The organism is Streptomyces sp. M-16 (assembly GCF_052114405.1).
Lineage (GTDB): Bacteria > Actinomycetota > Actinomycetes > Streptomycetales > Streptomycetaceae > Streptomyces.
In genome coordinates this window covers 1-19,908 of record NZ_JBFRER010000060.1, presented here as the reverse complement: position 1 = coordinate 19,908, position 19,908 = coordinate 1, and the positions used below count along the sequence as shown (strand labels likewise).

Annotated in this window: 14 protein-coding genes, 6 pseudogenes and 2 CRISPR repeat arrays; of the genes and pseudogenes, 7 read left to right on the top strand and 13 right to left on the bottom strand. The window is 68.2% G+C overall.

Features of this window, described 5'->3' with window-relative positions; all coding sequences use genetic code 11:
• Nucleotides 1–289 precede the first annotated feature (289 nt).
• Nucleotides 290–424, bottom strand: a pseudogene (locus AB4039_RS25200) (integrase core domain-containing protein); the annotation flags it as partial.
• Between AB4039_RS25200 and AB4039_RS25195 the strand changes: the two are divergent.
• Nucleotides 361–1,137: a transposase gene (locus AB4039_RS25195; protein WP_442271882.1), complete on the top strand. Its 777-nt coding sequence runs from the start codon at nt 361–363 to the stop codon at nt 1,135–1,137. The pseudogene AB4039_RS25200 and the gene AB4039_RS25195 sit on opposite strands and share 64 nt — an antisense overlap.
• Nucleotides 1,138–1,145: 8 nt before the next feature.
• Here the strand turns inward: AB4039_RS25195 and AB4039_RS25190 are convergent, their stop codons facing one another.
• The 5 genes and pseudogenes from AB4039_RS25190 to AB4039_RS25170 form a co-directional block, all read right to left on the bottom strand.
• The gene (locus AB4039_RS25190; protein WP_266846256.1) at nt 1,146–1,391 is read right to left on the bottom strand and encodes a hypothetical protein; all 246 of its coding nucleotides are present in this window, start codon (nt 1,389–1,391) and stop codon (nt 1,146–1,148) included.
• 538 nt (nt 1,392–1,929) lie between these two features.
• The gene (locus AB4039_RS25185) at nt 1,930–2,385 is read right to left on the bottom strand and encodes a hypothetical protein (protein WP_442271881.1); all 456 of its coding nucleotides are present in this window, start codon (nt 2,383–2,385) and stop codon (nt 1,930–1,932) included.
• Between the two features lie 622 nt (nt 2,386–3,007).
• Nucleotides 3,008–3,493: pseudogene (locus AB4039_RS25180) on the bottom strand (helix-turn-helix domain-containing protein); the annotation flags it as partial.
• A gap of 49 nt (nt 3,494–3,542) precedes the next feature.
• Nucleotides 3,543–4,450 (bottom strand): annotated as a pseudogene (locus AB4039_RS25175) (IS3 family transposase); the annotation flags it as partial.
• 297 nt (nt 4,451–4,747) lie between these two features.
• On the bottom strand, nt 4,748–5,485 hold the full coding sequence (locus tag AB4039_RS25170; RefSeq protein ID WP_266845426.1) for a hypothetical protein: 738 nt from the start codon (nt 5,483–5,485) through the stop codon (nt 4,748–4,750).
• A 717-nt stretch (nt 5,486–6,202) separates the two neighbouring features.
• Here AB4039_RS25170 and AB4039_RS25165 point away from each other — a divergent pair.
• Nucleotides 6,203–6,343 carry a hypothetical protein gene (locus AB4039_RS25165; RefSeq protein WP_266845424.1) on the top strand — a complete coding sequence of 47 codons (141 nt, stop codon included), beginning with the start codon at nt 6,203–6,205 and terminating at the stop codon, nt 6,341–6,343.
• A gap of 380 nt (nt 6,344–6,723) precedes the next feature.
• Nucleotides 6,724–7,275 carry a DUF4232 domain-containing protein gene (locus AB4039_RS25160; protein ID WP_266845423.1) on the top strand — a complete coding sequence of 184 codons (552 nt, stop codon included), beginning with the start codon at nt 6,724–6,726 and terminating at the stop codon, nt 7,273–7,275.
• 248 nt (nt 7,276–7,523) lie between these two features.
• Nucleotides 7,524–7,979: a CRISPR direct-repeat array (repeat unit 29 nt; unit sequence GTCCTCTCCGCGCGAGCGGAGGTAAGCCG).
• Between the two features lie 571 nt (nt 7,980–8,550).
• Here AB4039_RS25160 and AB4039_RS25155 read toward each other — a convergent pair.
• Nucleotides 8,551–8,937, bottom strand: a complete 387-nt coding sequence (locus tag AB4039_RS25155; RefSeq protein ID WP_266845421.1) for a VOC family protein — start codon at nt 8,935–8,937, stop codon at nt 8,551–8,553.
• 95 nt (nt 8,938–9,032) lie between these two features.
• Nucleotides 9,033–9,131, bottom strand: a pseudogene (locus AB4039_RS25150) (ATP-binding protein); the annotation flags it as partial.
• 157 nt (nt 9,132–9,288) lie between these two features.
• Between AB4039_RS25150 and AB4039_RS25145 the strand changes: the two are divergent.
• Complete coding sequence (locus AB4039_RS25145) at nt 9,289–9,801, top strand: hypothetical protein (RefSeq protein WP_266845678.1); 513 nt, start codon at nt 9,289–9,291, stop codon at nt 9,799–9,801.
• Between the two features lie 3 nt (nt 9,802–9,804).
• On the opposite strand, the gene AB4039_RS25140 is transcribed toward AB4039_RS25145, so the two are convergent.
• From AB4039_RS25140 to AB4039_RS25120, 5 genes are all read right to left on the bottom strand, one after another.
• Nucleotides 9,805–10,578 carry a hypothetical protein gene (locus tag AB4039_RS25140; RefSeq protein ID WP_266845420.1) on the bottom strand — a complete coding sequence of 258 codons (774 nt, stop codon included), beginning with the start codon at nt 10,576–10,578 and terminating at the stop codon, nt 9,805–9,807.
• Nucleotides 10,575–10,910: a hypothetical protein gene (locus AB4039_RS25135; RefSeq protein WP_442271880.1), complete on the bottom strand. Its 336-nt coding sequence runs from the start codon at nt 10,908–10,910 to the stop codon at nt 10,575–10,577. The genes AB4039_RS25140 and AB4039_RS25135 overlap by 4 nt, the downstream gene beginning before the upstream one ends.
• A 386-nt stretch (nt 10,911–11,296) precedes the next feature.
• Nucleotides 11,297–12,034 (bottom strand): hypothetical protein, encoded by a 738-nt coding sequence (locus AB4039_RS25130; RefSeq protein WP_442271879.1) that lies wholly within the window; start codon nt 12,032–12,034, stop codon nt 11,297–11,299.
• A complete protein-coding gene (locus AB4039_RS25125; protein WP_442271897.1) occupies nt 12,024–12,494 on the bottom strand; it encodes a DUF2199 domain-containing protein in 471 nt (156 codons plus the stop codon). The genes AB4039_RS25130 and AB4039_RS25125 overlap by 11 nt, the downstream gene beginning before the upstream one ends.
• A gap of 688 nt (nt 12,495–13,182) precedes the next feature.
• The gene (locus tag AB4039_RS25120; RefSeq protein WP_332758719.1) at nt 13,183–13,320 is read right to left on the bottom strand and encodes a hypothetical protein; all 138 of its coding nucleotides are present in this window, start codon (nt 13,318–13,320) and stop codon (nt 13,183–13,185) included.
• Nucleotides 13,321–13,742: 422 nt separating this feature from the next.
• A CRISPR array of direct repeats spans nt 13,743–14,127; the repeat unit is 29 nt; unit sequence GTCCTCTCCGCGCGAGCGGAGGTGAGCCG.
• A gap of 14 nt (nt 14,128–14,141) precedes the next feature.
• Between AB4039_RS25120 and AB4039_RS25115 the strand changes: the two are divergent.
• The 3 genes and pseudogenes from AB4039_RS25115 to AB4039_RS25105 all read left to right on the top strand — a co-directional run.
• Nucleotides 14,142–14,807: pseudogene (locus AB4039_RS25115) on the top strand (transposase family protein); the annotation flags it as partial.
• Between the two features lie 30 nt (nt 14,808–14,837).
• A pseudogene (locus AB4039_RS25110) lies at nt 14,838–16,189 on the top strand (IS1380 family transposase).
• A gap of 258 nt (nt 16,190–16,447) precedes the next feature.
• Nucleotides 16,448–19,699 (top strand): ATP-binding protein, encoded by a 3,252-nt coding sequence (locus AB4039_RS25105; protein WP_442271878.1) that lies wholly within the window; start codon nt 16,448–16,450, stop codon nt 19,697–19,699.
• Nucleotides 19,700–19,908: the final 209 nt, after the last annotated feature.

Below are 19,908 nucleotides of genomic sequence, written 5' to 3'. Positions count from 1 at the left end.
CGGCGCGGCCCGCCCGGCCCGGGCAGCGTCTCGGGTCAGGATCGAGCCCCTTTCCCCCGCTCCGGCCCCCGGCAGGCGGAGGCGTCGCGTTGACCGACCAGACGTCACAGCTGTCGAAGGGGCGCCCGCGCGAGGGCACTGCGTGCATACGGGCCGGGGACGCGAGGTGAGGCAGTCCGTTCCGCAGCAGCAGCTCTCGCTCCTCAACGACGAGCCGGTCTCCGAAGCCGCAGCCGACCTGCTGGTTGAACCGTTCCGACTTTCCTGCCGGTGGTTTGTTGGCCGGTGATCAGTCGGCTCCTGGTTCTGTGCCAGCGTAGTGGGCTGCCTCGAACTCGGTGGGGCTGATCATGCCCAGGCTTGAGTGCAGTCGGCGGTTGTTGTACCACTCGACCCAGGAGGCGGTGGCGTACTCGACGTCCGATAAAGCCCCTCGGGAGCCAGCACGCGCTCACCGGCCCTGTTGGTGGTGAAGGCCAGCCTGCGGGCAGCGCCCTCGACGAGGGCGTCGGTCACGGTTCGGGCCGCGGCCACATTGGACGGGCCGGCTGGGGCACACCAGGCCCGCAAGGTTCGACGCCTACAGGCCCTACCTCGACCAGCGATGGCAGGAGGGGCTGCACCAACGCCTGGAAACTGTGGGAGGAGATCAAGGAACAGGGCTACCCGGACAGCTACGGCAACGTTCGCGCCTACGTCAGCCGGAACCTACGCGGCAAGCCCCAGCCGGTCGGTCCCCGGCCGCCATCCTCCCGAGCCGTCACCCGCTGGATCCTCACCCGCCCCGAAGCACTGACCGAGAGAGACCGGATCCAGCTCAAGGACGTACTGGCGAACTGCCCCGAACTGGACGCACTCGCCGGACACGTCCGCTCCTTCGCCCACATGCTCACCCAGTTGCAGGGCCACCAGCTGCCGGCATGGATCGAAGCGGCGACCACCGCCGACCTGCCCAGCCTCCGGCGATTCGCCCGGCACTTGGAACGTGACCTCGATGCAGTCGCCGCGGGACTTTCGCAGCCGTGGAACTTCGGAGTCGTTGAGGGCCACGTCAACCGGATCAAGATGCTGAAGCGCCAGATGTTCGGCCGCGCCGGCTTCGAACTCCTCCGCAAGCGCGTCCTGCTCTACCGCTGAAAGGCTGCTCAGGACGCATCGCCGATGAGCCCGAAGCCTTCCGGGAACTCTTCCAGGAACTCGCGGCGGGACGGGTTGGTCTCGTCGGCTGCCATCTCCCCGACCAACTCGATCAGCTCTTGCCGCTGATCATTCGGCAGCGTGCTGACCACGTGGCCAACACCCTCCAGAACCTTGACCGCATCGTCCGGATCCATCTGCTCGTCCTCGCTGCCGTCGATGAACCACAGGACATCGACCAAAGCCTCGGCCAAGACACGAGTCAAGGACGGGTACGTGGACGTCACAAGGGCCTCCCAGCGGATCGACAGCAGAGTCCGGCCATCCCACCACACACCACTGACATCACTGTCCGTGAGCCTCCACAAGAAGTGGACCAGAGCCGTAACTCGCGAGCAAAGCCAGCGGCGGCCACAGCGGTGCCGTGGGGGAGAGGAATCACCGCTGTGGCCGGGCGCCTTGTACATGCCCTCGGTGCACGTGGGCCAAGTGCGAAACCACCTGTGCGCATGGAGAGGTGCGGGCTGGGTTTACAGACTGGCATTGTGCTCACCTGCCCGGCTCGCCCGCAGTGGCGCCAGGCCGGCCTTCGTGATTTGTGTCGTGGGTGCGGGGCGCGCCCCCGTCGGCGGGCCGTTCGCGGTGAGGGCTGTCATCAGGTGAGAGGTGGCAGCCCAGACGAGAGCCGGGCGGGGCAGGTTGCCGTGTGGAGCGGGCCCCGGTTGCGTGGCGGCAGCGCGGGTGGAAGCCGCGTCGGCGACCCGCTTGGGCGAGTCGCCGGGTGGCGGGGCGTCAGCAGGTGACGGTGACCTCGTGCACGACCGGCTGGGGTGTCCAGGGGAAGGAGGCCACGCCGAACGTGYCGCGGACCGTGGTGCCACAGGGGACGGTGCTCGCCGGGCCGCGCACCTCGAGCGTCGTGGCGGTGAAGACGACAGGCTTGTACTGCGCGAGGGGCGGGGCGGCGGCGCCCACGACCTCGGCGGACAGCGTGGTGGACAGCTCCTTTGCGGCCGGCGTCGGGCTGCCGGGAGAGGGCGGCCCGGCGAGGCTGACCCTGCCATAGAACTGCACCGCGTTACCGGTGACCTCCGCGCACAGCCGGGTGAGCAGGCCTGCCTGGAGCCCCGAGTTCCCGCAGGTGGTCACGGTCTGGTCGGCGGCGGCCTCGGGGGTCGCGGCGGCCGGGCCGGCGGCCAGAACGGTCAGGCCGGCAACGCCGACCGCGAGAAGGGCTAAGCGGTTCATGGGGACGTGCTCTCCTTTGTGTTTTCGTCGATGCGTGACGGGCCATCAGCCCGCCTTGTGTGATGTGATATTTCACATCACAGAAGAAGGCGAGGTGATCGCGCCCTGAACTCATCCCGTCAGAGGGTCAAACTCTCCGGCGCAGCGGTCGGCCCGACGTTCCGTGTCGAGCAGCGCAAGCCCCGCCTCGCTCTCCGCATTGCGACACGCAGGTGGTTGTCCAGCAAGCCGCAGCCCGGTGTCCTTCCGGGCCGTGTTTTGTTTCTGGTCTGCTCAGGCCAGCGAGGAACGGCTCGCGGGGACAGTCTGATGCGGTGTAGCTGGTGTCACCGGGATGAGTTGAGTCGCGGTGGTGGCCCCTGCTTCGCGGCGGGGCGGGTGGGGTCAGGTGTTTGTAAGCACTTCTATGGGCTCCAGTGCACCGACGGAAAGTGGCTCCACGGTGTAAGAAGTTGATCTGGCTCCACTCGGTGGGGCGATGGCCGTAAGTCGGGTGTGGGGCCTTATAGCGAGAGGGGGCCTGACGCGGATTGGCGGAGCCGTGAAAGGCTCGGCAGATGGACTATGTGTTCGACGCTCCACCCGTTGACACCAGGTCGCAACGGGTCTTGGACGGCGTAGGGCGCTCCTGGACGTACGCATGGAGCCGCGGATCGGCGGCCAGCTTCGATGTCTTCGGGCGGCGTGCGGGCATGTCCGATTTCCATTGCGCGACCGATGCCCGGTAGTCGAGCTTCCCGCTTCTGGTGGCYGTGTTGCGCCGCAACTCACGGGAAATCGTCGCCGGATCACGGCGGACTTGCCGGGCGATTTCACGGATGCCCTTGCCTCGGGCGTTGAGGAGCGCGATCTCCTCCCGCTCAGAGAACGACAGATACCTGCCCGAATGCGGCTTCGGATCGAACGGTCGCATGCCGCCACACTGCCGAAACCAGCGAGTSGCCACCGCCGGCGCCACGCCGACAACCCCGGCCGCTTCCTCCGGGAGCAGGCCCCTGGCGATTTCGTCCCAGAACGCCGCTTCGATATGACGCTGAAAKTTCGGATGCCCCGGAGACCTCAACTTCGGTCGAATCGCCCGATCGGCTGCCTGCTGACGACGCACCATCCCACACCTCGCTGATCACGAGGTGTTGCGACGATCAGTTGAATCCGCCCTGGGCTCCGTGGTCGGTGTGCATGATCGAGCCGGCGAGGCTGCCGCGGGTTCGGATCGCTGCCGCCAGGGCGCCGGTGACGAGGTCCGCGCGCATGTGGTCGGCGATGGCCCAGCCAGCCAGACGACGTGAGGCGAGGTCGATCACGGTCGCGAGATAGCAGAACTTCCCGCCGTCGATGGGCAGGTAGGTGATGTCGCCGACGTACTTCGCGTTCGGGCTTTCGGCGGTGAAGTCGCGGCCGATCAGGTCCGGCGCCTTGGCCGCGGCCGGGTCGGGGAGGGTGGTGCGGTGCCGGCGGCGCAGGCGGACCCCTTGGATTCCGGACGCCCGCATGACCCTGGCCACACGCTTGTGGTTGACCGCCTCACTGCTCTCCTCACGGAGCTCGGCAGTGATCCGCGGTGCACCGTAGGTGCCGTCCGATTCCCGGTGCACTGCCCGAATCCGGACGGCGAGGCGGGCGTCGGCCGCTTGCCGGCCTGCCCGGTCCGCAGCCGTCCGGCGCCAGTAGTAGAAGCTGGAGCGGGCAATGCCCAGGATGTCGCACAGCCGCTTCACGCCGTGACGGCGCTGGTGGTCGGCGACGAACTGGAAGCGGTTCACCAGCGCGTCTCCCCGGCGAAATACTTCGCCGCTTTCCGAAGGATCTCGCGTTCCTCCTCCAGCTCCCGGACCTTCTTCCGCAGTGCAGCGTTCTCCACCTCCAGCGGCGCGGCCGCCTCCGCCGTCCCCTCGGCACGGCTGCCCCGCGGCCGACTTGCCCCGGCCGCTCGAACCCAGTTCCGCAACGTCTCCGGATTGACCCCCAGATCGGCGGCGACTGACCTGATCGTCGCTCCCGGCCGCGACTCGTACAGCGCGACCGCATCCGCCTTGAACTCCGGCGGGTAGTGCTTCATGACCAGGAGATGTCCGTTCTGAGATCCTCAGGACCCAGTGTCTCGTGCGTTCAGGATTCGGGGTCAAGGCCCCCTGAGGGAGCGTCAATATCGACCCTCGGACGACACGGCGCACGCCGTCTCACATCAGCTGGTCCCTCGCAATCGAACATCGAGGTGACTCTCCGCAACGGCTCCCCAAGATCTGTGCCAGAACCGAGTTCTGGCAGCACTTCGGTTCTTGCCGCGCACTCGTCTGTGTGCTGCTGGCCGCGGTGTCGACTACCACGCAGTGAGGCACGCTGACGGTGACAAGAGGACGGTCTACCCATCCGGGAGACTGGTGACGTCCTGGATCTTCTGATCGAAGGTCACGCTCACCACAACCTGATACGGCACCGTGTGCAACGTTCTGTCTGGAAGCAACACACGGGCTTCGCCGCACTGCCAGATGCGCTTCCAGCCCAGCACGATCCGCACCGCAGTACGTTCTGGGACCGTGACGCTGATTTCCTCTTCGAACAGGTGTGTACTGCCGATTGCGAGAGAGAGCGTGCGCTGCAATTCGGCTTCTATGCTTCCCTTTGCCGAGAGCCAGAGAAGGTTCGCGCCCACGTGGCCGCCCAAGGTCTGACTGCGGCTCTCGCCCAGGGTCAGGGTTCGGGTCCACTCGCGGCTGGCCTTCAGGCTGCGCGTAACGGGGGCAGGGCTGGCACGGTTGTCGATCAGCCGCACGTCCTCACCGAGCCATTCCTCGGTGCGCATCATCTGCGTTACTTCCAGGACCCGGGCGTCCGCAGCCTCGGAACCAGAGTGCGCGGGCGTTGTGGGGTCTCCGAGGCGGCGCAGCCGGATTTCCTGCCGGAGCCCACCCGTAGGGAGCTCGCAGTCGAAGCGGATGACCTCACCCGGTTGCACCAGGATTTGCAACGCCTCGCTGTCAATCCCGAGGATGGCCCACGACGCCCAGCGCAGTTGCACGCGATGGGGGCCCGATGGCACCGGGACGATGGTTTCTCGGCCGTTGCGCAGCAGGCCCACCTGAACGTCGTCGATCCACACCCTGAAAGCAGGAGCGTCTCTCACGCGGTCTCGGCGTATTCGTACTGTCCCACCAGGCACGTCTGACGCATTCTGACTGCTCATCACGTAAGTATGGCGGGTGTCCCGGGCCAACATCGGCGAACCAGACGAAGGGCCTGTCAGGGCCCGAGGCGATCAAGCTCTTGGGCGTCTGCCTACAGGAACCCTGGCCGTTTGGGTTCCGGCTGGCACATCGRCGGGCTCGGCATCGGTCAGGCATCTCGACAGGGCGTCCAATGCCTGCGCAGATGAGACGGGGACCCGACCGCCGCCCGTTGGCGCCACGTCCCGAACAACCGCCGTAGACGCGTCTCCCGCTCCACCTGGAACCGCAACCACCACGCCGCTTTCACCGCCGCCGTACAGCCCCTGCCCGGATCCGCCCGCCCCCTCCTCTACGACGCCGCCCAGGTCCACGCCCACCTCACCGGCGCATCGGTCCCGCCGCTCCCCCAAGGCCCGCACCCCGCCGACCTCCTCACCGACGCCGAAGTCGCCGCCGTCACCGGCCTGACCGCCTCCACCGTCCGCGCCGACGCCGCCACCGGACTCCTCGACCCCAGCATCGAACGCCACGGCCGCCGCTGGTGGACCCGCACCGCCGCCGAAGCCCGCACCAACCGGCCCACCCAGTACAAGGGCCGCACCCCCGGCGCCAAAGACCGCGCACCCCGCCGCACCGCGCCCGACAACCGGGTGCCCGAGATCGCCGCCGCCCTGGCCGCCGCCGAGAAGGGGAAGGGGCCCGCCGTCACCGCGGAGTCCCTCGCCACCCGCTACGGAGTCAGCACCCGAACCGCCGAACGCCTCCTCGCCAAGGCCCGGACGATCCTCTAGACGAGGGCCAGTAGACCCGCACAATGCGCTCAGCTGCGGCGATCCAGCCTCCACCATGAAACGCACCCCAAACGCACAACATCGGCCTGGCCCTCGGGCTACGTACGAGCTGGATCGCAGAGCAGGTCCGGGCATGCAAAAAGGGGCCGCCCACCACAGGTGGGCGGCCCCTCATCGAGCAGCCGCACGCCACACAGCACTGTCCCGTGCCACTGAATCTTGACCGTTTGCCATCGGAGTTTGACCGTTCCGTCACAGGTAGTCGCGACACGCAACTCTGCCGCTGCCCCGCCCATATCTTCACTCACGTACCACGCGTACCGCGGGGCAACAACCGACGACCGAAACCCGCGGACGAGACGACTCAGGGGGACGACAGCATGCGTCACAGCAACGGCATTCGCAGGGCGGCTCTGGCGACGACGGCGGTCATGGCCGTCGCGGCGGCGGTGACCGGCATCCTGCCCAGCACCGCCATGGCGGCGAGCACCACCACCTCCACCCCGCCGCCCGCCTGCCCGGCCTCCGCCCTCCAGGTCAGCGCCTGGCAGGCCGCCCACCCGCCCGTCGGGACCGGGACCGGGGCGGCGGTCGTGCAGTTCACCAACGTCTCCCAGAAGACGTGCGTCCTGAAGGGCTATCCGACGGTCGCGGGCGCCGGCAACACCCCGCTTAAGGTCACCCCCGCCGGCAGGGCGGCCACCGTAACGGTCCGGCCGCAGGGCAAGGCATGGGTGAAGCTGACCTTCGTCCAGGTCCAGGGGGAGGGCGACGGCTACTGCGTGTCGGGCAATACCCCGGCGGCGTATCCGACGATGGTCATCGGGCTGCCGCACTCCGGGGAGCACAAGGTCGCCCTGAAGGACGGGTGGTGGGCCGAGTGCGACAACAAGGTGACCGCCACCCCGGTCTCGGCGGTCGAGCCTTCCTGACCCCCCGTCCTCACAAATCGAGCAGCCTGCATGACAATCGCAAGGCTCTGACCTACACGTCTACGAGGAACTGCACATAAGTGCAGGTCAGCGACTCAGCGCACCTTCGGTGCACTGAGTCGCTGTGGTTTGCAGCGGGTGCGGGTGTCCCAGCAGCCTCCGGTGTGGACACGGACCGGCGCCCTCGGAGTGCTGGACTGAGGGCGAGGCAGGGCATACGTCTGCGGAGCACCTCGCGCGCGGGCCGCGTCCTCTCCGCGCGAGCGGAGGTAAGCCGCATCAGAAGATGGTGTTCGCTCAGGCCAAGTAGTCCTCTCCGCGCGAGCGGAGGTAAGCCGGAGGTCACCACCTACGGCAGCCTCGGGTGGAAGTCCTCTCCGCGCGAGCGGAGGTGAGCCGCCGAGGAGGAGTGCCGGTTCACGTCCGAGGATGTCCTCTCCGCGCAAGCGGAGGTAAGCCGATGGTCATTGTGACCGCCGCATACGGCTCGAGGTCCTCTCCGCGCGAGCGGAGGTGAGCCGCTCCCTCTCCGAGATCAAGGAACGCCTGTCTCGTCCTCTCCGCGCGAGCGGAGGTAAGCCGATGGTCATCGTGACCGCCGCATACAGGTCGAGGTCCTCTCCGCGCGAGCGGAGGTAAGCCGTAGGCTTCTTGGTTGCACAGACGTGCGGCATCGTCTTCTCCGCGCGAGCGAAGGTGAGCCCTCTTCGCGGGCTTGGAGCTCGACGCGGTTGTGCGACTCGTTTCTGGAGAGGCTGCACGCTCTCGCGTGGGGTGCGGAAGGCGTGGCGCCTTCCCCGGGCTGCCTCCCGGACCAGCCCTTCCCCCCGCTTGCGATGGCCGAAGTCGAACGCGCGGAACGGAAGCTCGGGTATCGCCTGCCCCAGTTGCTCCGGCGCATCTACACCGAGATCGGTGACGGGGGGTTCGGACCGGAGGGTGGCCTTGCATCGCTAACGCCGCGCCGCGTTCCGCCCTGGCATCTACCGGACTGGCCTTGCGCGACGCGCATGCACACCGATCAGCCGGGGTGGGGGGCGTCGGCGTCGTGGTTCTTCCTGACGGGCGGCGGCTGCACCATGGAGTGGTACGTCTCGCTGATAGCGGCTGATCACCCAGTGCTGCTCTGGGATACCGGCGGCTGGATACCGGACCGGGGTCAGGACCCTCACGACGGCCTGCGGTACCCGGCGCCCTCGCTGCGCCAGTGGCTGTGGACGTGGGCAGACGGAGGCACCCTGTGGGATGCGGTGCTGACACAACCCGGGTAGGCGCTCAGACCAAGGTGGAGACGCAGAACGGGTGGCCTGCGGGATCCAGCAGGACCCGCCACCGGTCGGGATCCGGCTGGAATTCGGGCTTGACGGCGCCCAGAGCGAGCAGGCGAGCCTCAGCAGCGTCCAAGTCGTCGACACCTAGTTCTATATGGGCCTGCTTCTCCTGGTAGGGGTCCGGCCAAGTGGGGCGGCGGTAGTCGGCGAGCCGGTTGAATCCCAGTCCTGCAGCTCCCTCTTGGCCGAGCAGGATGAAATCCTCGGTGGCGAGGACCACAGGCAGGCCGAGGATCCTTCCGTAGAAGTGGGCCAGCTCGGCGGGGTCAGGGCAGTCAAAGGTGACGGCCGAGTAGCGGAACCTGGATGCTGACGTGTCTTCATGGCTCATGGGCGGGACGGTATTAGGGAACTAGGACAGGCTGGGTCCTATTTGTGATGCGGTCGGCACGTTCGTTCACCTACTGCGATTGGCCTCCCGGTTGCTCAGGCCACATCGGTGTCCCGCTCGATGGCCTGGAGCCGGTTCTTGAGTCGGTAGCTGTTGCCGTTGATCGAGACGACCTCGCAGTGGTGCAGGAGCCGGTAGGTGGTGCACGATCATCTATACGCCGACAGCAGGCGTAGACGGTGTTCCAGTGCGTTCTGTGGAATCCGAGCTGTCAAGCGGCGCCGAAGATCCCCCTGGTCGATATGTGTTGGCTGGCTGGCCCGAAGGCCGGGAGACTCAGGTGCTGTGGACATGGGTATCTCTGGTTTCGAGCCGTCGTTCCTGGCGGGGGTTGACGCGATTCGGCAGGCGCACGGATCGAGCCTGGCGGCGCTGATTGGTAGGCGGCTGACGGGATTCGCACTGGTGCGGTTCGTCGAGGACGGGGACTGGTTCGCCGACTGCCCGGTGGTGCTGGCCTTCGACGGTATCCAGGTGGAGGTTTGCCACTGGAAGCTCGACGAACTCTCGATCGGCTGGAACACGATCGACACCGCGGCGACCATCACCGGGTGGGAGTGGTTCGAGCTCACGCCGCAGTGGTCTCACAGAGATGAGCGCCTCGAACCGTTCGTCGGCCAGGAACTGCGAGAGGTCACGCTCCTTGAGTGGCGGCCGGCGGAACGTGACCTGGCGGCTGGAACGGTGGCGGTGGAGTTCGTCTTCGCCAGCGGCTGTCTGCGGATCGTCAACGGCCTGGACGAGAACCGCATCGAGGTCGATGCGGCCCACCCGGATTACGTCCGACACAGGCTGGGCCGCTGAGCACTACTGCCTGGGGGTGCCGCCGTCGGCCCGACCCCCGGGCAGCGCGACCGAGTACCCCCCGAGGGCGCCGTCGTCGTCTCGTCGTTCGCGCACGCGCAGCCCGGCGTCGCGGAGCCGGTCGAGGAAGTCGGTGTCACCGCGGGCGAGGGCGGCGGCCTGGCGGACGGTGCGCTGCAGGGACTCCCTCGCGGTCTCCGCGAGGCCGCGGCGGGCGGCTTTCTCGGCCTCGCCGGTGACGGGGCGGCGGCGCGCGGTGCGGTCCAGGGGCGACATCGGGGTGAGGCCCCAGCGGGCTTCGAAGACGCGGGCGGCCGTGTGCATCGCGGGGATGTCGCCGCGTATGTGGGGGTGCCGGCCGTCCTGGCGGGCGAGGCTCGCGAGGATGTGGATGTGGTCGGGAGCGTGGCGTACCGCAATCCACCGGCAGGCCTGCTCGTCGCCGCGGGCGGCGATGCCCGCGGCGTGCACCATGGCGGCGGCAACCTCGCTCCATTCCGCGTCCGACAGCAGCCGGTCGTCGGCGTGATTGCGGACCGAGATGTGCCACACGTGCTCGATCGGCTTCAGTCCGCGCAGCGCTTCGACGGGGGCGTCCAGGAGGAGCGCCAGATCGGCGAGCGTCATGCGGGCCGGGGTGCGGGCAGGGCACGGCAGGTCCGGGTCCCAACCGGCGACGAGGTGCGGGTCGACGTGCTCGTCGCGCTCGCCCGGACCGAAGAGGTAGTCCAGGAGATCGATCGTCGTCGAGCCCGTCTCCGCCTTCTTCGGCATCACGACCGAGGGCGCCTCTCCCGCATCACCTGGACCGTCGCCGCGTCGACCCGGGCCACCGCTTTCAGCGCCTCCCCCACCACGGCCGCGGCCGACTCCGGAAAGCCGGCCACCGACGGGCCGGCGGTCAGCGAGCGGAGCGCGGCGGCGGTCTCCCGCAGGTGCACCCGGGCCGCCACCAGCTCCCTCAGCACGTCCCCGGCATCCCGGGAGACCGGCACCAGCACGTGCTGCGCGACCGCCATCACCTGGCGCCCCGCCCACGCCGCCGACGCCATCCCCTCGCGTTCCGCGGCAGTGCGCACGACGGCCAGCTCGGTGTCGCTGAAGGACACGTAGAAGCGCTTCCTCCGTGGCTCACCCACCTGGCGTTCACGACGCCGCCATCCGTATTCCCGCCCGCGCCGACTGCCACCCAAGGCCCCTCATAATCCGTGCCAGCCGCTACCGGCTTTCCGGCGTCCCGGGCCTCCATTGCGTACTAACTGGCTGCCAATTTCTAATGCCTGAAAAATGGTTGCAGGACCGTGCGCCCTTCCAAACTGTCCCCCTCGCACCGCGCCCGCTGCGGGTCTCCCAGCTGCGGTGCAGGCCCACGGGACGGATTGTCCAACAGGCCTCTGAACAACGGCGTTCGAGGCAGCCTGTTCACTCGGCTGCTCAGACCCTCTCAACGTCCGCGCAGGTCTCCGTGACCTTGACAAGAACGATTGGGAATCAGTCACATCCGGTGTGACTGAGCCCGATAGTTGGCCCTCCAGGCCAGGTAGGTGCTCAGGCCCACGCCCGCGGGCCAGCCGCCGTGGAGACCCCACTCGTCGAGACCCCCGTAGATGTGAGCTTCAAGGCATTGCGGAGCGTCAAGGCCCATGGCCTCGCCCCGGTACAGGGCGACGAGCGAGTCCTTGCCCCGCCACCAGGTATCGGTCACGCCCTGTACTTCGGGCACCGGCTCGTAGCCGCCGAGGTCCGATGCTGAGGCGGCCTTGCCCGTGAGCCGTGTGACGGTCTTGGCGCGGCGACGGGCATGTGCGGCGAGCGCCAAGGACTCCACCCATCCGGCCGTGCTCGCGTGCAGGGGCGTCCAGTGGCAGGCGTCGATTCCGAATGCCCCGTCGGGGCCGATCATGAATCCGTAGGCCATGGACACCCGGCAGTCCCCTGCCGGGAATGACCAGCCCTCTGCGGCCGATCCTTCGGGGCAGTCGGCGTCCAGGATGCGCGGGCTGCCCTCGTAGAACGGGGCCGGCGGGAGGGCGAGGCCGCCCCAACGGTCCTGGAAGGCTGCGGCCCGTTCGATCTCCGCAGCGGGGATCCCGTGCCCGATCCACGCGTCGCGGTGTCGCCGGAGGTCCTGTCGACCGAGACGGATACCGTCCACCTCGACGTACCTCTGGGCTCGGCGGCTCAGGCCAGCGGGCCCGACCGGGATGGGCGATACGGAGCCGTCAGCCGTCACTGCTGCTCGCTGTCACGGAGTGGAGCACAGACGCCGCAATCTCCCGCACGCGCGCCAGAGTGATCCCCGTGCGCTGTTCGACGGCGAGGGGATGGTCGGTGGGCTCGAGCTCGACGAAGGGGCGCTCGCCGACCGGGCGGGTGTGCACGTGCGTCTTCAGGTTGAGGGTCGTGGTCGGGTAGACCGGCAGGTCGGTGGTGAGCCAGCCGAAGTACGGTTTCTCTGCCTCGCGGCCGGGGGTGTCCCACAGATCCGCAGCCCGGGAGAAGCTCTCGCGGCGCAGCGAGACCCAAACGCCCCAGGAGAACACCTCGTCGCTGCCGATGACCGGTATCTCGATCATGCCCTTGACGAAGTAGTGCTGCCCTCGGACCACGCACTGGTCCGAGGAGAGCAGGCAGTCATCGGCGTCGGCGAAGGCCGGATCCCACACCGCCGGGGCCTCGGCCGTGTAGTTCATCGGCAGCTCAGGGTGGTGGGCCCCGCAGCATGTACAGGTGAAACCGATATCGCTGGTCATGGTGCTGAAGCCTAGTAACGGGCTCCAAGACCACCGCAGGCGGTTCGCGCTCCCCCGTGCCTGCGGGTCAGCTATCACAGTCAGGGGCCAACAAGGACCGTCGGGCGTCGCCCGCCTGCTCCTGCCGACGCGCGCGCGACCCGCTCCCCCATCCAGTGCTCCCTGGCCCCATCGGCGACACGGCAGCGATCACCTGGGGCGAGCCCGTCTGTTTGTAAGCTCTCCGCTGGTGCCAGTGCACGGAGTTCTTTTGGTACCAGTGACGCTCCGAGGGGGCGTGCGGCAGGGTACTTCACGCCTCTGTACGGAGCAGAGTCAGCGCCACGCCTTGGCAGGGCTCCCGGCCGGCGGGGGTGGCCCTTCCTCGATAGCTGCCGCCCGTGCGTCGATCAAGCCACTCGTCCAGGCGGGCCTCGGGTCTGACCTGTGGTGACGCACGCCGTCACAGCAACACCCGAGTGCGTGATACTGGCGCGTACACGGGACGCGTTACAACACCGGCCTGCGGAAACGCGTGGTGGCAGGCACGTATCACGAACGCTCGTTAGCGACTGGGCGAGGAAGAGGTCCCCGCCCAGCCGCTCCGCCCACGAAGGGGCGTCGAACATCAGAAGGTCAGCTCCTGCCGTTAGTCGTTGCCGTCCGAGCGGCCGGTGCCGCCTCCGTCGCCCTCGTGCTCGGCGCGGGTGCGGGCGGCGTTGATCCGCCGGGACGCGAGGAGCAGGCCGCTCCCCGGCTTCGGGTCGGGTGTGGGGCTGTGGGGCATGGGTTCCTCCTGCTGCCGTGAGGCGGGCCGGTTGCCTGCCTCGGGTGTGCGTCGGGCAAGGCCCGGCGCGGTTCCGCCCGGAAGGGCGGACGTGGTGACCGCCGCCGCGAGCGGGTCGCGGGGCGGAAGTTTGGGTGGGCCAGGCCGGTGCTCCCGAAGGGGGGTGGGGCACCGGCCCGGCAGAGCCGCCGCATCCTGAACAACCGGTGGCTGCTGCGGTGGATCAGTGCGCCCGGCTCGGGCGGGGGCTCACGGGGCGGACCGCTCAGCTGGTGGGACCAGGGCGCAGCCTCTTATGGCGAGGCGGCGCTCAGAGCGGTCCGCAAGGCGCACCCAGAGGTAGGCGTTGTCCGCGTCGACACCGTTCCAGCCGCTGCCGACCTGGACGACTTCCCCCTCGTAGATGGGCGGGGTGCGGAGCCGTCCTCTCCGCGCGAGCGGAGGTGAGCCGGAGTTCCCGATCACGGTGGTCGTCCTGGCCCAGTCCTCTCCGCGCGAGCGGAGGTGAGCCGAGGTACATCTCAAGGCCGAAAGAGTTGTGAACGTCCTCTCCTCGCGAGCGGAGGTGAGCCGCGTCTCGGGTTCCGCCTGTGGGGTTTCTGCCAGTCCTCTCCGCGCCAGCGGAGGTGAGCCCCGCTGGCCCGGGGTTTCTGCCAGTCCTCTCCGCGCCAGCGGAGGTGAGCCCCGCTGGCCGTCGCCGGGGCCGAGGGCTCGTACGTCCTCTCCGCGCGAGCAGAGGTGAGCCGGGATCGAGCTCCGCGAGAACACCACCCGATTCGTCCTCTCCGCGCGAGCGGAGGTGAGCCGCGGTAGATCCGTCTACGCGATGGTGGCGCCTGTCTGTCGGCCGTCAGGCCCTGCTTGCCCTGGCCCATCTGCGGTGCGGCGACACCTATGCCCGGCTCGCCGCCGGGTTCGGCATCGGGATTGCGACCGTGTACCGCTACATACGCGAGGCCATCGATGTGCTGGCCGCTCTCGCACCGACGCTGGCCGAGGTGATGAGGACGGCCGCGCGCAAGGCGTTCGTCATCCTGGACGGCACGCTGCTGTCGATCGACCGGATCGCCGCCGACACCCCCTACTACTCCAGCAAGCACAAGCGCCACGGCATGAACGTCCAGGTCCTCACCGACCCGCTCGGCCGCCTGTTGTGGGCATCACCAGCCCTGCCCGGCGCCACCCACGACCTGACAGCCGCCCGGTCCCACGGCATCATCGACGCACTCGCCGCCACGGGGTTGAAATGCTGGGCGGACAAGGCATACCAAGGCGCCGGCCGCGGTGTCCGCGTTCCCTTCCGGGGCCGCCGTCTCAAAGGCTGGAAGCGGCGGCACAACACCACCCACGCCAAGATCCGCTGCGTCGGCGAGCAGGCCATGGCCACCCTCAAGGGCTGGCGCCTGCTGCGGAAGCTCCGCAGCAGCACCAACCGCATCACCGACATCGTGAAGGCCGTCCTCGTCCTTCACCACGCCACAACCTGAGGTTGGAAAAGGCTCAATGACGGGTCGGGGGTGGTCGGGCACGCCGGAGCACGTTTACTGGAGGACCTCGCCGAAGCGACCGGGCTGACGGCGGCGTATTCCACCGTGCTCCGGCCGCGCGGCACCGGCCATGAGCCAGGCCGGATCGCCACCGATCTCGCAGTGATGCTCGCCGACAGCCGACGGCGGTGAGGCGATCGGGATCTGGCCGTTCTGCGGGACCAGCGCGAGGTGTTCGGCCCGTGGCCTCCACGCCGACGGCTTGGCGGCTGCTGGCCGCCGTCGACGAACGCACACTGGACCGCCCGCGATCGGCCCGCGCCGCAGCCCAGGAGGTGCTTGGCTGCAGGCCGCCGAGACCCGCACCGCGATACCCGCAGTGAAGGCCGGCGGACGCGAACTGCCCGGCCTGGTCCTGGACCTCGACGCCACGCTGGTCACCTGCCACTCCGAGAAAGACCAGGCCGCACCCACCTATAGAGGCGGCTTCGGGTTCCACCCCGCTGCTGTGTTTCCTGGCCAACACCGGCGAGGCGATGTCCGGGCTGCTGCGGCCTGGCAACGCCGGAGCCAACACCGCCGCCGATCACATCACCGGGCTCGACCAGGCCCTCGCGCAGATCCCCGACGCCCACCGGCACGCCACCGACATCCTGGTCCGCACCGACAACGCGGGCAGCGCGAAAGCGTTCCTCACGCCTCTCCGCGCCCTGCGTGACAACGGCCTTCACCTGCGTTTCTCGGTCGGATACGCGGTCACCGCACCGGTCCGCCGCGCGATCCGCGCCCTGCCCGAACACGTCTGGCACCCCGCCCTGGACGCCGACGGGACCCTGCGTGAGTCCGCCGAGGTCGCCGAGCTGACCGGCATGGTCGACCTGAACGGCTACCCGGCCGGCACCCGCATCATCGTGCGCCGCGAACGCCCGCACCCCGGCGCCCAGCTCTCCTTGTTCGACAGTGACGAGGGCCTGCGGCACCAGGTCTTCCTCACCGACACCCCGTACTCCGGCGGCGGCTCGGCCCAGTTCCTGGAGGTCCGCCACCGCGGACACGCCACCGTCGAAGACCAAATCCGGTGCGCCAAGACCACTTGCTTCGGACGCTTCCCATCCCGCCTGTTCTCCGTCAACGCCGCCTGGCTCGAGCTCAGCCTCGCAGCCATCGACCTTCTGGCCTGGACCCGCGTCCTGCTGCTGGACGGCGAGCTGGCCACGGCCGAACCCAAGAAACTCCGCTACCGGATCCTGCACGTCGCTGCCCGTCTCACCCGCGGCGGCCGTCGCCTCCATCTGCGGATCGCAGCAAAGCGTCGATGGGCAGGGTTACGACCGTGTCAACGCCGCACAAGCCACTGCGCGTCCTGGCTGCGGCACGCGTAGTCTGGCTGGTATGGGCAGTGGCATTCCATCCGATGCCAGTGAGGGAAGACCCCGATGAATCAGGTCATCCGGCATCCTGAGGGGAAGTTTCGGCCTCCGGGCGAGCCGCGCTTCGTTCGTGGAAAGCGCTTCCTTTCCTGGCTGAGATCCCATGTACGCCGAACGTGGCGAATGCGACGCGTGCGCGGCGAGGCCCAGCAGCGGGTGGCCACTCCCCGGAAATGGCACGGAAGATGGACGCCCGGAAACTATGTCAAGGTGTTCTCCTGGATCGGAACGATACTATTCCTCGGCTGGCTGTTCCTGGCCGTCAACGTGATCATTGGCGGAAAGCCTGGATTCGTCGAGAACACCTGCCACAGTATCGGCCAGTCCTGCAGTGTAGTCATCAGCTTCACCACGCCCTTCCTCGTCCTCTCGCTAAGCACGGCTGTCTTTCTGGGCGTTCGGCACTGGAAGACAATCCGGCCGATAGGGCAAACCGCACGGAGGAACCCGCGGCAGCTGGTGCCCACGGCCGGAACGATCGTGGACGAGGTCGTCGGCCGACAGGAGCTGTGCTCGGTCATCGCGCAGGCCCTGCGGGACCGGCGCCGCCGCCGGCCGTACGTGCTCGTGGGTGGTATCGGCAGCGGGAAGACGGCCGTGCTTGTGCAGCTGACCCAGGTGCTGGCGGAGAACGGCGCCGTTCCCGTCCCGATTCACCTCCGGCGCATCGACCTCGACGGTGACGACCTGAATTTCGGCGAGCTGGCCAAAAAGCGCTTCTGTGACGAGGTGGACCCCGGCGTGATATCCAGGGCCCAGGCCGAACGGGTATGGCGGCAGCTCTGCATGGAGGACAAGGCCGTGGTCATTGCGGACGGGCTTGAGGAGGCGTTCTGCGACGACGAGAAACAGGCGAACCGGGACAGTGTGATCCGCCTCGCGATCGGCCGGGCCCAGAAACAGAAGCTTCCGCTGGTGATCGCCTCGCGTCCGCACGCGGCGCTCGAAGGCACCCAGGCGGCCGTCATCGATCTCGAACCGCTCAGCGAGGAGGCCGCGCTTGGCTACTTGGCGCAGCGGGAACCCGGCGCGGACAACCGGAGGCTGGACTGGATCGTCGAGACGGCCGGGGTTGCCGAGTCGCCGCTGTACCTCCAGATCGCCCGTCAGCTACGGCAGCACCAGCTTCTGGAACATTTCGAGAACATCAAGGAGTGGGACCAGATCAACACCCGGGGAGGCGACCGGTCGGGCATTCGGTTAAGTCTCCTGGAATCCTGGATGAAGGCACTAGTCGACGGCCATCTCCAGGCCCAGTTCGACACCTCATCAGAGCAGCGGAAGAGGACGGTTTCGGTGATTTCGGCGCTGGCCTGTATCGGACTGCTCAAGGACCGGCTGGAGGTAAAATTCGAAGAACTGATCAGCTGGAACGGCGACAGCGGTGAGCAGAAAAAGAAACCAAGGATCCCCTATCCGGAGATCCTCGGCGCGCTGCGCCGGAGCATCGGAGACCTGCCAAGGGACGAGGAGGACTCCTGCTGGCGCACCGCCTTGTCGCGGTATGCGGCGTGGGGTGAGCAACTCGGGCTGGTGGAAGCCCAGAGCTTCAAGGTGAGATTTCCGCACAGCATTCTGCAGGCCTATCTGGGGTCCTCCTTCCTCGACGCCGTTCAGCAGGACCACGTGGGAGACCTCGGAACGGCACTCGCCGAACCCGGCCGTGAGCTTCTCATCGCCCTGGTCCTGCGCTCCCGCCGTAAGCGGGAGACTCCGCAGCGCGCCACCGTCGAGCTGCTGGTCAAGGTGGCTCGGGAGCGCCGGGACTACAAGGCCCTCGATCTGTTCGCCGCAGCGTTGGAGATCGATACCGGCGAGGCCAATGATTCGGCCCACGTGCGGATCACCAGAACGATCCTGCGGCGGTGGCCGGAGATCGTCGATGGCGATCCGAGAACGCTCGACGAGGCAAAGTTGCGGCTGGTGCACTCCTTCGGCGAGGTGGCTCGTCGACTCGATCGCTTGAACGCGGAAGACCCCAAAAAATGGGCCAAGCCGGCCTACAGCGACATGATGAGGATCAGTTGGGTCGAGGCCAGCTATCCCGTCAGGCTGGCTATCGCCCAGGAGATCGGCGCGGGCGGCGACAATGCATTCGACGCACTGCGCAGGCTCTTCCCGTGGCCGAAGCGTAAGAAGGCTTCCGACGCCAAAATATACGACCCATGGGAACAGTACAAAACCGCCATGGAGATCCAGAGGTACGAGGAGAGCACGGCACGCGAGAAGAGAATCGGCCCGACCGGCAAATCGGATAGGGTCGAGCGGGAAGCGCGGACCGCAGTGCAGATCTGGCGCGAGTTCGTCACCAGGGCCTGGCTCGTTCCCATGATCGTGGGCTCGGTGGGTAACGAGCGGTGCAGCCAGGCCCGGGAGCGCATGGACCTCTGGCTGCAACACCTCACGCCGAACCCCGCGACGGGGCGCGCGGACCTGCCCATCTCGCTGGAGATCGCCCTCGCCCAGGGCTTCAAGGGCGCGGCCAACCGCCGAAGGCGGCATCCTGCAACCTCCAACGAGGCCCGTGAGTACCTGATCGAACGGGCGGAGCACATGCTGACGCACGCACGCTACTGGTACTCCCAGGTCACTCTCATCCACGCCCTGTGCCTCTGGGAGCTGCCGGACAGCACCGACGACGTGCTGGAGGGCGCCGAGGGCGGCCGCCGGGCCAGCGCCGACCCGCTGCAGGCCGTGGAACGCTGGCTCGGCATGGCGGGCAGTGAGCAGGCTCCCGGCGATCGGCCTGCGGATGAGCTGACGGTGCGGGGAGGAAAGCGGCTGCACCCCTTCGTTGCCGAGGCCGGGGACCTCGCGGCGCTTGCCCTGGAGACCCGGCGTCCCGAGCGGTTCATCTGGATCGACGAGAAGGGGACCATGGCCAACATCGGCTCAAGGCCCGCCGATCCCACCGTCCATCGCAAGCACAACCTCTGGATTCCGCCATCGGTGGGGTGGAGCACCTTGAATCCGCGCGCCCAGCAGCTCCTCGCCGACATTCTGCTGCTTCTGAACCTCACCGAACGCGACGGGCTGATGGTCGACAGCCGGCTGGAGCGCACCAACCGCACGATTCTGCCGCCTTGCCTGACGAAGGACCGCACGGCGCTCCATCCCGAGCGTACGGTGGGCATGCCGGGTACGGCCGAACCCGGGACGAGTTGCCTGCGTAGCTGCCAGTTCGAGCTGTGCCCGTACCCCGCGAAGGGGGCGCAGCCAGGCGCCGAGCTGCGCGAACCTTTCTGCCGGCAGCAGCAGGCACTGCTGAAGAGGCGTACCATCCGGCGCACGAGGGCAGGCTGGCAAGGTATGACCGACCGTGAGCTCGGCCGGTTCTGGACGGCGATGGCGGAACGGACCCGGACGCCCTCGGTGACTCAGGTCGTCGGTACAGGGGTCCGCCGGTCGGCCGGACGGTGGCGTTGGCCCGGCGACCGGGGGTGGCGGCCGACCCGCCGTTGATCGGGACCGGGGTCCTGGATAACCCGGTCCACCGGGCTGGGCCCGCGCTACTTCCACTAAGACTTGTCCCGTAAATGATCTTTGAGTCGCCCTGGGCAGGGTCGGTCGCGGTGCGATCCGCTGGCTTATCCGGCGAGGGCGAGGTTGTGCAGGCGGGCGATGCCGAGCATGGCTTGGTGCACTCCGTCGCCTTTGAGGCGGCAGGGCAG